We start from the raw sequence: 12130 nt of genomic DNA on the forward strand, positions 1-12130 counted from the left end.
CGCGGCACAAGGCCGCTCCTACAGAGATCGCGTACATCTGCTGGCACCGGATGACAAACACCCTGGCGCACACGGCCAAGCCGCTGCCCGCCGCCATTGAATACTGTCTGTCACGCAGAGCCGGAAACGCTTTTTGGGCCGTCCCTCGGCGGCCCCTTTTTCCGCTCTGCCTGCAACGAACTGCCTTTCGATAACCACAACAATCACGCAAGGAAAAGTTCATGAAACGACGCCCCCTGTCCTTGTTGGGCGGCGCGCTGCTGGCGCTGCTCGGTACCACCACCTCGTTCACGGCCGTCGCGGCCCTCACCCCCACAGGCGCGGAAAAGGCCGGCAACGCCGACGGCAGCATCCCTGCCTGGACCGGCGGCCTGACCCAGGCCCCGGCCGGCTGGTCGCCAGGCCACGGCGACCCCTACGCCGCCGACAAACGCCTGTACACGATCGACGCCAACAACGTGGCCCAATACCAGGCGCAGTTGCCGGAAGGGCAGGTGGCGCTGATCAAGGCCTACCCGGGCTATCGCCTCGACGTGTACCCCAGCCACCGCAGTTGCGCGATCCCCGACGAAGTGGCGCAGCGCACCCAGGCCTTCGCCGGCCAGGCCAGCATCGGCGCCGACGGCTGGCGCCTGGAGCGCGCCGCCGGGGCGGCGGTGCCGTTCTCGCAGCCCAAGAGTGGCATCGAGGTGCTGTGGAACTACAAGCTGCGCTACATGGCCAAGGGCCGCAAGGCGCAGATCTCGTTCCTGCGCCGCGAGCCGGCCGGCGGCCTCACCGAGATCCGCCAGTGGGCCAGCGAGTACTACCCCTACAACGACCCGGCGGTGAAGGCCCCGGCAGACACCGACGACGTCGAGGCCAAGCTGCTCTATGACATCCAGTCGCCGTCCTCGCGCGCCGGCGAGATGTACCTGGTGCACGCCCGCCTGGACCAGCCGCAGAACGCCTGGATCTACTTCCCCGGCCAGCGCCGCGTGCGCCAGGCGCCGACCTTCGCCTACGACAACCCGATCGCCGGCTCCGACAACCTGTACTTCGTCGACCAGATCAACATGTTCACCGGCGCCCTGGACCGCTACGACTTCAAGCTGCTGGGCAAGCGCGAGATGGTGGTGCCGTACAACTCGTACCGCCTGGTGGACAAGACCAACACCTACGACAAGCTGATCGGCGAGCACTACCTGGACCGCGACGCCCAGCGCTACGAGAAGCACCGGGTGTGGGTGGTGGAGGCCACGGTCAAGGCCGACAAGCGCCACTCGTTCGCCAAGCGCGTGTTCTATTTCGACGAGGACAGCTGGAGCCTGCTGCACGTGGACATGTACGACGCCAAGGGCAACCTGTGGCGGGTGCAGGAGGGCAGCCTGTGGGCCGACCCCGAGATCCAGGCCTGCACCAGCTTCGAGTACGTCAGCTATGACCTGATCGCCCGGCGCTACATCGCCGACGGCTTCACCCAGCAGGGCGCGGCCCTGGATCTCACCGCCGGCCTGCAAGGCCGGGTCAGCGACAAGCAGTTCAACGCAGGCGAGCTACGCCGTCGCGGCGAGCGCTGACCGCAAGGAGACCAGAGCATGAACAAATTCCCTTCGCGGGCATGGGCGAAGGCCGCCCCGTGCCCGGCGCTGGCCCTGGCCGCCTTCGGCCTGCTCGGCGCGCAGCCTTGCCAGGCCTTCACCTTCGGTAGCGAGGACGGGGTGTCGGGCAGCTTCGACTCGACCCTGTCCTACGGTTTCGCCAGCCGCCTGCAATCGCCCGACTGCCATGTGCTGGGCAATGACAATGGTGGCTGCAACACCGGCACAAACAACGAATTGGGCCGCTATTACAACCTGGAGCGCGGCAACGGCTACGCCAACGCCGACATCAACTACAGCAACGCCGACGACGGCAACCTCAATTACCACAAGCACGACGTGTTCTCCCAGGTGCTCAAGGGTACCCACGAACTGAGCCTGCGCTTCGGCGAGGGTTGGAGCGCCCTGGGCCGGGTGGCCTGGGTGCGGGACTTCAAGATGGACGACACCCGTCGCACCGACCTGGAAGGCCCGGCCAGGCGCGACGCCACCAAGCGCTTCGACCTGCTGGACCTGTGGGTGGCGAAGAGCTTCGACCTCGGCGAGATGCCAGCCAAGGTCAAGGTCGGCAACCAGGTGATCAGCTGGGGCGCGGAGCTGTTCGTCAGCGGCGGCATCAACCAGATCAACGCCCTGAGCCTGCCCAAGTACCACACCCCGGGCACGCAACTGAAGGAAGTGTTCATCCCCGCGCCGATGGCCTCGTTCAGCCTGGGGCTGACCGACACCCTGAACCTGGAGGGCTACTACCAGTTCAAGTGGAACGGCTACGACATCGACCCGGTGGGCACTTACTTCTCCAGCGCCGACATCGCCGGCGAAGGGCGTCGGGCGATCTACTACCCGACGGGCTTCGTCGAAGGCCTGCAACCCGGCACCTGCGCGGGGACACCGACCGGCCGCTGCGGCGACCCGCTGACCAGCGGCCTGAGCCACGAGCAACTGGTGGCCAGCGGCCTGGCAGTGCCCTATGGCGGCGAACGCAAGCCCGGCAACGGCGGCCAGTACGGCCTGGCCCTGCGCTGGACGGCGGAGTCGATCAACACCGAGTTCGGCCTGTTCTACCAGCGCTACCACGACAAGCTGCCCTTCATCGGCTACACGGCGCGCAGCAACCCGGATGCCCTGGTGGTGGACGACTACTTCATCAACTACGGCGAGGACAAGGACCTGTTCGGCGTGTCGATGAGCACCCTGGTGGGGCCGGTGGCCGTGGCCGGCGAGTTGTCGTTCCGGCCCCACGACAGCGTGGCCATCGACCCGACGGTGGCCTTCGGGCAGGGCCTGACCGGCAGCCACAACCGCTATAGCGTGTTCGACACCGGGGTGAGCAAGGGCTTCGTCGAGGAGCGCAAGTGGCAGGCCGACGTCAATGCCACCTACACCTTCTCGGGCAACGACACGCTGGGCTTCATCCCCAACGCCCTGGGCGCCTCGGACGGCTTCCTGCTGGCGGAGGTGGCGGTCACCCGCTATCCGGGGCTGGACACTTCGGGCCGGGTGCCTTACGTGCTGCCGGACTATTCGCTGCCCGACCGCACCTCGTGGGGCTACGTCACCGAGTTCGGGCTCAACTACCCGAACCTGTTCGACAGCGGCGTCACCGTCACCCCGCAGCTGGACTTCAGCCACGACGTCAAGGGCACCACGCCCAACGCCATGCCCTTCGTCGAGGGGCGCAAGTCGCTGACCACTTCGCTGCTGTTCAACTACCGCGACCGCTGGAAAGGCGGCCTGCAGTGGGTGCGCTACTGGGGCGGCGGCGACAACAACCTGATGGCCGACCGCGACTTTGTCAGCGGCAATATTTCCTACTCCTTCTGATCCGGCCGCCACGTGCTCGCAGGGCGCGTGGCGGGGAGGCTATTCATGCTGGCTTATCTGGTCTCGGCGCTCGAGCGCCTGGTCTTTCGCCATCGCCTGGTGACCCTCGGCCTGCTGGCCGTGGTCACCCTGGTGATGGGCTTGTTCGCCGCGCGTCTGGAGATGTCGGCGGGCTTCGACAAACAGCTGCCGCAGCAGCACCCCTATATCAAGACCTTCAACCAGTACCGCGACGTGCTGTTCGGCGCCAACCGGGTCATCGTGGTGCTGCGAGCGCGCCACGGCGATATCTGGAACCCGGCGGCGCTGACCCGCCTGCACGACCTGACCCAGACGCTGTTCTTCCTGCCGGGCATCGACCGGCGCAGCGTCACCTCGCTGTGGACGCCGAACACCCGCGCGGTGCAGATCACCGAGGAGGGCATGAAGGCCGAGGACGTGGTCGGCGGCGATGTCACTGTCGGCAACCTCGACGCCCGGGCCATCGCCGGCATTCGCGAGCGCACCCTGGCCGGTGGTTTCGTCGGCAGCCTGGTGGCCAACGACCAGCGTGGTGCGATGGTGGTGGCGGAACTGGCCGACCCGGACCCGGCCACGGGCAAGCGCCTCGATTACCTGGCCTTCAGCCGGCAGCTGGAAGAACAGGTGAGGGCGCAGTACGCCAACGCTGACTTCGACGTGCAGATCATCGGTTTCGCCAAGCAGATGGGCGATATCGGCGCCGGCGCCCGCAGCGTGGTCGAGTTCTTCGCCCTGGCGTTCGTGCTCACGGCGCTGGCGGTCTATTGGTACACCCGCTCCTGGCGCCTGACCGTGCTGCCGCTAGTGTGCTCGCTGGTGTCGGTGGTGTGGCAGTTCGGCACCCTGACGCTGCTGGGCTTCGGCCTCGACCCGCTGGCGATCCTGGTGCCGTTCCTGGTGTTTGCCATCGGCGTGTCCCATGGCGTGCAGCAGGTCAACTTCATCGCCAAGGAAGTCTGTGGCGGCGCCGATGGCATGACCGCCGCCCGGCGCAGCTTTGTCGGTTTGATGATCCCGGGCACCCTGGCCCTGATAACGGCTTTCGTCGGGTTCGCGACGCTGGTGCTGGTGCCGATCCCGATGATCCGCGAGCTGGCCATCACCGCCTCGGTGGGGGTGGCCTACAAGATCGTCACCAACCTGGTGATGCTGCCGGTACTGGCCAGCTACTGCCGATTCGACGGGCGCTACGTGGCGCGGGTCGAGCGCCTGCGGGCGCGCCGCGAGGGGCTGATGACCAGCCTCGGACGCATCGCCGAGCCACGCAACGCGGTGCTGATGACGCTGCTGGGCGCGGTGCTGATGGTTCTGGCGGTATGGCAGAGCCAGGGCCGGCATGTCGGCCATGTGCTGCCGGGCGCGCCCGAGCTGCACGCCGACTCGCGCTACAACCAGGACGTGGAGCAGGTGGTTGGGCACTTCGCCCTGGGCCTGGACCTATTCACCGTGGCCGTGCAGACCCCGGCGGGTGGCTGCTACCGGCATGACGTGATGGCCTATGTCGACCGCCTGACCTGGTACCTGGGCACCTTGCCCGGCGTGCTGTCGGCGCAGTCGCTGCCGGCCATGGCCAAGCTGGCGGCCTCGGGGGTGAACGAAGGGCAACCGAAGTGGGCGGCGCTGCCGGTCGACGAGCTGTCCCTGGGCGAGGCCGTGCGCCAGGTGCCCGAGGCGCTGCGCCTGTACGACGCCGACTGCACCGTGCTGCCGGTCAACCTGTACCTGGCCGACCACAAGGCCAGCACCCTCAAGCAAGTGACCGCGGCCATCGAGCAGTACCGCGAGCGCCATGTGCTGCCTGGGCTCAACGTGCGCCTGGCCAGCGGCAACGCCGGGGTGCAGGCCGCCACCAACGCGGTGGTGGAGGGCTCGGAGCTGCCGATGATGCTCTATGTGTACCTGACCATCGTGCTGCTGGTGGGACTGGTCTACCGCGACTGGCGGGCCATGCTCGCCTGCTGCCTGCCGCTGACCCTGGCGACCTTCCTCGGGTACTGGTTCATGAAGGCCCTCGACATCGGCCTGACCGTGGCCACCTTGCCGGTGATGGTGCTGGCCGTGGGCGTGGGGGTGGATTACGCCTTCTACATCTACAACCGCCTGCAACTGCACCTGGCGGCGGGCCGCGACATCGTTGCCGCCTTCCAGCAGGCCCTGCGCGAGGTGGGCGTGGCCACGGTGTTCACCGCGCTGACGCTGTCGGTGGGGGTGGCCACCTGGTCGTTTTCGGCGCTGAAGTTCCAGGCCGACATGGGCCTGCTGCTGACCTTCATGTTCATGGCCAACATGCTGATGGCGGTGACCCTGCTGCCGGCCCTGGCCGTGGTCCTGGAAATGCTGGTTCCGCGACGGGGGCCGGTACGCGCGCCCCTGGTCGCCCATTGAGAAGGGCTGACGGATGAAGACTGTTCGAGTGTTGCCCTGGGTGCTCGGGTTGATGTGCGCGGGGCAGGCCTGGGCTGCACCGGCCATTGCCCTGAACGAGGTGCGCCAGGCTCCTTTGGTGGCCGTGGCCAAAGCGGGGCAGGGGCTGGTTGCGGTGGGCGACCACGGTGTGGTGGCGTTGTCCGCCGATGGCCAGCAGTGGCGCCAGGCGCGCAGCGTGCCGGTGGATGGGCTGCTGACCGCGGTGAGTTTCATCGACAGCCAGCAAGGTTGGGCCGTGGGCCATGGCGGGGTGCTGCTGCACAGTGTCGATGGCGGCCAGGACTGGACCTTGCAACAGCATCTGGAGGGCAGGCCGGTGTTGCTCTCGATGCTGTTCACCGATGCCCACCATGGCGTGGTGGTCGGCGCCTATGGTTATGCCGCGCGCACGGCCGATGGCGGCGTCACCTGGCAGGCGCTGCAGGTGGGCGAGGAGGGCGACGACTTCCACTTCAACCAGGTGTTCCAGGCCGCCGACGGCAGCCTGTTCATCGTTGGTGAAGCTGGCCACGCCTACCGCTCCACCGACCAGGGCGGGTCCTGGCAAGCCCTGGACACGGGCGTCAGTGGCTCGCTGTGGACTGGCACCGGCCTGCGCGACGGTCGGGTGCTGCTGGCGGGCATGAGCGGGCGGGTATTGCTGGGCGACAGCCAGGGCCGGCACTGGCAGGTGCTCGACAGCGGCAGCCGCGAGGCGATCACCGCCGTGGCGCAACTGGACGACGGCCGCGTGGCCCTGGTGGGCAACGCCGGCCTGGTGGCGGTCTCCGATGCATTGGTGGCGCACTTCACCTCCACCCAGCGCGAGGACCGCCAGAACCTCGCGGCCCTGGCGGCGCAGCCGGGCCATCTGTTGCTGCTCGGCGCCGCAGGCGTGGTTGACAGCATGGCACCGGATGCCAAACCGACTGTCACCGCGCGCCAATCCACCGAAAATGCCCCTCGATAGACTCAAGCCCAGGCCGATCACCTGTTGCGGAGCCCCTATGTTCAAGCGTTCCTTGCGTCATCTGCTGTATGGCCTGTCGTTGCTCGCCGGCGCTTCACCGACGTTGGCCGGCTTCGTGCCGGAGCAGGCCCGTGTCGAAGTGCTCGGCGATCATCGCGACCAGCACTGGTTCTGGCTCTGGGGCAGCAATGCGCCCAACATGGTCGACGGCCGTGCCTACCTGTTCGACGACCAGGGCCGCAACCTCGGCCAGCTGAGCACCGGCATCTGGTCCAATGGCCTGCAACTGGCGCGCAGCCGCGACGAGCTCTACGCCACCGAGATCTACTTCAGCCGGGGCGTGCGTGGCCAGCGCAGCGACGTGGTCACGGTGTACGACGCCAGGACCCTGAGCCCCAAGCGCGAGATCCCGATCCCGGCCAAGCGCATGACCGCGCTGATCTCCACCGGCCTCAGCGTGCTGTCCGACGACGAGCGCTTCCTGCTGGTGCTCAACTTCACCCCGGCGCAGTCGATCTCGGTGGTGGACCTGGAGCAAAACCGCTTCGTCACCGAGGTGCCGATCCCGGGGTGCGCATCGATCTACCCGGCCGGCCCCCGCGACTTCTACGCCATCTGCGGCAATGGCGGGTTCTTCCACCTGCGCCTGGATGAGCAAGGGCACGTGGCGTTGCAGGCACGCACCCCGCCGGCATTCGACCCGTTGCAGGACCTGCTGCTGACCACCGGCGTGCGCGATGGCGACACCTGGTACTTTGTCTCCCAGCACAACCGCGCCTACGCCCTGGGCATGGGCGCCGACGGGGTGCGGCCGATCAAGCAGTGGTCGCTGGTCAGCGACCAGGAGCGCGCCGATGGCTGGGGCATCGCCGGCAACCACGGCGTGGCCCTGCACCAGCAAAGTGGGCGGCTGTACGTGCTGATGCACAAGGATGTGCCGGAGAACTACCAGAAGCCCGGCACCGAGGTGTGGGTGTACGACGTGGCCACGCAACAGCGGGTGGCGCGCCTGCCGCTCGAGGGGCAGAGCACCGCCATCGGCGTCAGCCAGGGCGACCGGCCACGGCTGTACAGCCTGGACTGGGTGGTGCCGATGCCGAGCCTGTTCACCCTGTGGGTCTACCTCACCGAAGGCGAGGCCGGGTTGACGCCGCTGCTGCGCCAGGGCGTGAACCTGTACGACGCCGACAGCGGCGAGCACCTGCGCAGTGTCGGCGATATCCCTTTGGGCTTCCTCAACGTGGTGATGCCATGGTGACCGTCGAACTGTTGCATGACCCGCTGGTGCATGTCGCCAGTGTCGGTGGGCTGACCCTGCTGCTGGGCGCTGCCGCGCTGCACAAGCTGCACGAGCCCCAGGCGTTCGCCGCTGTGCTGCAACGCTACGCCCAGGTGCTGGGCCGCTGGTGCGCGGCGCCCGTGTGGCCGCACCTGTTGCCGGTGCTGGACGTGCTGGCCTGCGCCGGGTTGCTGCTGAGCCTGTGGTGGCCGTTGGCGGCGCTGCCCGCCGTGGCGTTGCTGGTGCTGTATGCCGGCGTGCTGGCGGCGGCGGCGGGCGAGGGCAGCGCCCTGGAAGACTGCGGCTGCCACTTCGGCGGTCGCCGCCAGCCGCCGTCCCGGGCGCTGGTCTGGCGCAACCTGCTGCTGGCGCTGGCCGCCGGCAACCTGCTTATGCCGATGAGCGAACGCCCGCTGACCTGGCTCGACGGCTGCACCCTGGTGTTCGCCTTCGTCAGCATCGCCGCCCTGTACCTGCTGGCCAACCAGCTGATCTCCAACCGTGCACGCCCGAGGCAACGGCCATGACTTACGCACTGATCATTTCCAGCCTGCTGTCCTGGGCGATCATCCTGATGCTGACCCTTGCCGTGTGGGCCCTGGCGCGCCAGGTCGGGCTGCTCCACGAACGCATCCAGCCGGTGGGAGCGTTGTCCCTGGGCAAGGCGATCAAGGCCGGGGAGGTGGCGCCTGCGTTCACGCTGCCCAGCCTGACCGGAGGCTCGGTCAGCCTCGGCGGCGCCAACGGGCAAGGGCAGGGCACCTTGCTGTTCTTCCTCTCCGAGACGTGCCCGGTGTGCAAGACACTGCTGCCGGTGCTCGATGCGCTGCGCCGCCAGGAGCGGCTGAGGGTCGTGCTGGCCAGCGATGGCGAAGCGGATGAGCACCTAGCCTTCATCGCCGCCCACGGCTTGCAGGCGTTCCCCTACCTGCTGTCGCGGGAGGTGGGCCTGGCCTACCAGATCAGCAAGCTGCCCTACGGCGTGCTGATCGACGAGCACGGCACCGTTGCCAGCCACGGCCTGGTCAATACCCGTGAGCACCTCGAAAGCCTGCTGGAAGCACGACGCCTGGGGCATGCCACCGTCCAGGCATACAACGCCGCGCAACAGGGGCTGCAGCCATGACGATCCGCTGGTTCGACGAAGCCACCCAAGTGCTGACCCGTCGCGTCGCCCGTGGCACCTCGCGCCGGGGGTTCCTGGGCGGCCTGGGCACCTTGCTGGTCGGCGCCGGGGCGACCACGCTGCTGCCGGTGTTCCGGGGCGGCGCCTTTGCCCAGTCCAGTGCCGGATTGCGGGAAGAGGGCGATCCGAACAGCTGCGAATACTGGCGCCACTGCGCCATCGACGGCTTCCTCTGCGGTTGCTGCGGCGGCACCTCCAGCAGTTGCCCGCCGGGCACCGTGCGCTCGGACATCACCTGGATCGGCACCTGCCGCAACCCCACCGATGGCAAGGACTACGTGATCTCGTACAACGACTGCTGCGGCAAGAGCAACTGCGGCCGCTGCGTGTGCCAGCGCGACCAGGGCGACACGCCGCTGTATCGCCCGCAAAGCTCCAACGACCTGAACTGGTGCTCCGGCAGCCAGGCGGACATGCCCTACCACTGTTCGCTGTCGGTGGTGATCGGGGTCAAGGAGTAGGGCATGGCCGGCCGCCTGTCGTGCGCGCTCACCCTGGCCCTGCTGGCATTGGCCGGCAGCGCCCTGGCCACCGAGCCGCGCCAGTTCGACTACATGCTCAACTGCCAGGGCTGCCACCTGCCCGATGGCAGCGGCAACCCGGGGCGCAGCGTGCCGGCGTTTCCCGGGCAACTGGGCAAGTTCCTCGGGGTGCCGGGTGGGCGCGAGTACCTGGTGCAGGTGCCGGGCTCGGCCTTGTCCGGGCTGTCGGATGATGCCCTGGCGGGGGTGCTCAACTGGATGCTGGCGCGTTTCGACGCCGACCACCTGCCCACCGATTTCAAACCCTACAGCGGCGCCGAAGTGCGGCAGTGGCGCGGGGCTGTGCCCGCCGATGTCGAGGCCACGCGCAAGCGGCTGCTGCAACGCATCGCCCAACGAGAACAACAATGAGAGCACTTCAACCGATGACGCCACGCCTTTGCGCCGGCCTGCTGGCCCTTGCCAGTACCTTCATGGCCCACGCCGAAACCGCGCCCGCCCAGGCTGCCGCCTGTGTCGCCTGCCATGGTGCCCAAGGCCAGGGCAATCCGGCGCTGGGCGCACCGCGCCTGGCCGGGCAGCAGGCCGAGTACCTGCTCACGCAGCTGCGCGATTTCAAGGCCGGGCGCCGGGGGTATGACCCGAGGGATAGCCATGGCGTGCAAATGCGGGCGATTGCCGCGACGGTGCAAGAGGGGGATCAGGAATCGCTGGCGCGCTATTTCGCCGAACTCGAGGGCGTAGCCGTTGCACCGCCAGTGCCCGGCGCGCCGGGCCAGGCGCTCTACCAGGGCACCTGTGCCGCCTGCCACGGGCCACAGGGGCAGGGATTCGCGCATTTGAAGACACCGAACCTGCGGATGCTCGACCGGGCTTATCTCGACCGCCAGCTGTTGGCCTTCAGCGACGGAACCCGGGGCAGCGAGCAGCACGGTAGCGAGCTGGCGATCTGGATGCGCGGCATTGCCCTGCAGCTGCATGACGATGAACAGCGGCGGGTGTTGCTCGACTACATCGCCAACCCATGACCTGCGAACCAACAATCTCTGTAGGAGCGGCTTCAGCCGCGATCACCCGCAAAGCGGGTGCCCGGCACCGCGATACCCGCATCGCGGCTGAAGCCGCTCCTACAATTTGAGGAGAAGTGACCCCTCCATGCCATCCCCCAAGTTTCTCAAGGGCTTTCGCCACGAACTGGCCAACCGCGCCTTCGCCCTGGCCGCCGTCCGGCGCATGGCCTCGCGCCTGCAAGGCGAGCAGGCGCACCCGTTCTGGAAAACCTACGCCGACCTCGAAACCTTCAACCAGCCGCGCTACCAGGCCGCAGCCGATCTCTGGGGGCTGGACACCACGCCCGGCGTGCTGACCCGCTTCAAGTCCTGGCTGCTGGCCTCGGTCCCCCGGCCCCTGCAAGGCCTGCTGCTACGCGTCGTCTATCGCGAGACCGTCAAGTACATGGCCTGGCTGCACGGCCTGCGCAAGATCGGCCCCGGCGATGCGCAGCGCTTCCTGGACTACATGATCGACCAGGAGCAGCTGCAGCTGGACATGATGCACCTGGCCCTCACGGGACGTTACCGCGATGTGGCGCGCCAGGCCGACGCGTTCTTCCTCAAGTACAACGGCGTCAAGCTGCTGGCATTCACCCCTGAAACGATGGAGTCGAAATGAACGTCCTGATCGTCCACGCGCACAACGAACCGCAATCCTTCAACAGTGCCATGGCCCGGCTGGCGGTGGAGGTGCTGGAGGGCCAGGGCCATACCGTGCAGGTTTCGGACCTGCACGCCATGGGCTTCAACCCGGTCGCCAGCGCCGAGGACTTCCAGCAGCGTGCCAACGACGATTACCTGGTCTATGCCCTGGAGCAGCGCCACGCCGTCAACAACGGCACCCTGGCTGCCGACATCGTCGCCGAGCTGGACAAGATTCGCTGGGCCGACCTGATCATCCTCAACTTCCCGATCTACTGGTTCAGCATGCCTGCCATCCTCAAGGGCTGGATCGACCGGGTGTTCGTTTCGGGCTACTGCTATGGCGGCACGCGCATCTACGACCGTGGCGGGCTCAAGGGCAAGCGGGCGATGCTGAGTTTCTCCCTGGGCGGGCAGGCGCACATGTTCGGGCCGGATGCGGTGCATGGCGAACTCGACACGTTGCTGCGGCCGATCCAGCGCGGTGTGCTGGGTTATGTCGGGCTCTCGGTGTTGCCGCCGTTCGTGGCGTTTCATGTGCCCTATATCAGCGAAGAGGCGCGCCTGCAGTATTTGGCGCAATACCGCCAACACCTGCTGACGCTCGATGAGCGGGCGCCGCTGGTGTTTCCGTCGCTGGATGATTTTGATGCCAATCTGCGGCCCAAAGGGGACTGAGAAGTTGACC

Annotated in this window: 12 protein-coding genes; all 12 read left to right on the plus strand. The window is 67.6% G+C overall.

Translation table 11 applies throughout. The features are described 5' to 3' along the window. The first annotated feature begins 221 nt into the window (after positions 1–221). The 12 genes from JYG34_RS12325 (at position 222) to JYG34_RS12380 (ending at position 12120) form a co-directional block, all read left to right on the plus strand. On the plus strand, positions 222–1559 hold the full coding sequence (locus JYG34_RS12325; protein WP_213660935.1) for a DUF1329 domain-containing protein: 1338 nt from the start codon (positions 222–224) through the stop codon (positions 1557–1559). An 18-nt stretch (positions 1560–1577) separates the two neighbouring features. Next, positions 1578–3404 carry a DUF1302 domain-containing protein gene (locus JYG34_RS12330; RefSeq protein WP_213660936.1) on the plus strand — a complete coding sequence of 609 codons (1827 nt, stop codon included), beginning with the start codon at positions 1578–1580 and terminating at the stop codon, positions 3402–3404. A gap of 45 nt (positions 3405–3449) precedes the next feature. Continuing rightward, positions 3450–5810 carry an efflux RND transporter permease subunit gene (locus tag JYG34_RS12335; RefSeq protein ID WP_213660937.1) on the plus strand — a complete coding sequence of 787 codons (2361 nt, stop codon included), beginning with the start codon at positions 3450–3452 and terminating at the stop codon, positions 5808–5810. Between the two features lie 13 nt (positions 5811–5823). After that, positions 5824–6801, plus strand: a complete 978-nt coding sequence (locus JYG34_RS12340) for a WD40/YVTN/BNR-like repeat-containing protein (protein WP_213660938.1) — start codon at positions 5824–5826, stop codon at positions 6799–6801. Positions 6802–6838: 37 nt separating this feature from the next. Further along, a complete protein-coding gene (locus tag JYG34_RS12345; RefSeq protein ID WP_249746265.1) occupies positions 6839–8059 on the plus strand; it encodes an amine dehydrogenase large subunit in 1221 nt (406 codons plus the stop codon). After that, positions 8053–8607 carry a MauE/DoxX family redox-associated membrane protein gene (locus JYG34_RS12350; protein WP_213660939.1) on the plus strand — a complete coding sequence of 185 codons (555 nt, stop codon included), beginning with the start codon at positions 8053–8055 and terminating at the stop codon, positions 8605–8607. The genes JYG34_RS12345 and JYG34_RS12350 overlap by 7 nt, the downstream gene beginning before the upstream one ends. Further along, positions 8604–9206 carry a methylamine dehydrogenase accessory protein MauD gene (gene mauD, locus JYG34_RS12355; RefSeq protein WP_213660940.1) on the plus strand — a complete coding sequence of 201 codons (603 nt, stop codon included), beginning with the start codon at positions 8604–8606 and terminating at the stop codon, positions 9204–9206. Before JYG34_RS12350 ends, mauD begins: the two co-directional genes overlap by 4 nt. Further along, positions 9203–9727 (plus strand): methylamine dehydrogenase light chain, encoded by a 525-nt coding sequence (locus JYG34_RS12360; protein ID WP_213660941.1) that lies wholly within the window; start codon positions 9203–9205, stop codon positions 9725–9727. The genes mauD and JYG34_RS12360 overlap by 4 nt, the downstream gene beginning before the upstream one ends. Before the next feature lie 3 nt (positions 9728–9730). Beyond that, the gene (locus JYG34_RS12365) at positions 9731–10159 is read left to right on the plus strand and encodes a hypothetical protein (RefSeq protein ID WP_213660942.1); all 429 of its coding nucleotides are present in this window, start codon (positions 9731–9733) and stop codon (positions 10157–10159) included. Continuing rightward, on the plus strand, positions 10156–10776 hold the full coding sequence (locus tag JYG34_RS12370) for a c-type cytochrome (RefSeq protein ID WP_249746266.1): 621 nt from the start codon (positions 10156–10158) through the stop codon (positions 10774–10776). The genes JYG34_RS12365 and JYG34_RS12370 overlap by 4 nt, the downstream gene beginning before the upstream one ends. Positions 10777–10903: 127 nt before the next feature. Beyond that, positions 10904–11419 carry a hypothetical protein gene (locus JYG34_RS12375; protein ID WP_213660943.1) on the plus strand — a complete coding sequence of 172 codons (516 nt, stop codon included), beginning with the start codon at positions 10904–10906 and terminating at the stop codon, positions 11417–11419. Beyond that, on the plus strand, positions 11416–12120 hold the full coding sequence (locus JYG34_RS12380; protein WP_213660944.1) for an NAD(P)H-dependent oxidoreductase: 705 nt from the start codon (positions 11416–11418) through the stop codon (positions 12118–12120). The genes JYG34_RS12375 and JYG34_RS12380 overlap by 4 nt, the downstream gene beginning before the upstream one ends. Positions 12121–12130: the final 10 nt, after the last annotated feature.

This window comes from Pseudomonas entomophila, assembly GCF_018417595.1.
Lineage (GTDB): Bacteria > Pseudomonadota > Gammaproteobacteria > Pseudomonadales > Pseudomonadaceae > Aquipseudomonas > Aquipseudomonas entomophila_C.

Excerpts from the sequence above, each read along its gene's own strand:
- JYG34_RS12325 (WP_213660935.1), top strand. The coding sequence starts at position 222 with ATGAAACGACGCCCCCTGTCCTTGTTGGGCGGCGCGCTGCTGGCGCTG.
- JYG34_RS12330 (WP_213660936.1), top strand. The coding sequence starts at position 1,578 with ATGAACAAATTCCCTTCGCGGGCATGGGCGAAGGCCGCCCCGTGCCCG.
- JYG34_RS12335 (WP_213660937.1), top strand. The coding sequence starts at position 3,450 with ATGCTGGCTTATCTGGTCTCGGCGCTCGAGCGCCTGGTCTTTCGCCAT.
- JYG34_RS12340 (WP_213660938.1), top strand. The coding sequence starts at position 5,824 with ATGAAGACTGTTCGAGTGTTGCCCTGGGTGCTCGGGTTGATGTGCGCG.
- JYG34_RS12345 (WP_249746265.1), top strand. The coding sequence starts at position 6,839 with ATGTTCAAGCGTTCCTTGCGTCATCTGCTGTATGGCCTGTCGTTGCTC.
- JYG34_RS12350 (WP_213660939.1), top strand. The coding sequence starts at position 8,053 with ATGGTGACCGTCGAACTGTTGCATGACCCGCTGGTGCATGTCGCCAGT.
- mauD (WP_213660940.1), top strand. The coding sequence starts at position 8,604 with ATGACTTACGCACTGATCATTTCCAGCCTGCTGTCCTGGGCGATCATC.
- JYG34_RS12360 (WP_213660941.1), top strand. The coding sequence starts at position 9,203 with ATGACGATCCGCTGGTTCGACGAAGCCACCCAAGTGCTGACCCGTCGC.
- JYG34_RS12365 (WP_213660942.1), top strand. The coding sequence starts at position 9,731 with ATGGCCGGCCGCCTGTCGTGCGCGCTCACCCTGGCCCTGCTGGCATTG.
- JYG34_RS12370 (WP_249746266.1), top strand. The coding sequence starts at position 10,156 with ATGAGAGCACTTCAACCGATGACGCCACGCCTTTGCGCCGGCCTGCTG.
- JYG34_RS12375 (WP_213660943.1), top strand. The coding sequence starts at position 10,904 with ATGCCATCCCCCAAGTTTCTCAAGGGCTTTCGCCACGAACTGGCCAAC.
- JYG34_RS12380 (WP_213660944.1), top strand. The coding sequence starts at position 11,416 with ATGAACGTCCTGATCGTCCACGCGCACAACGAACCGCAATCCTTCAAC.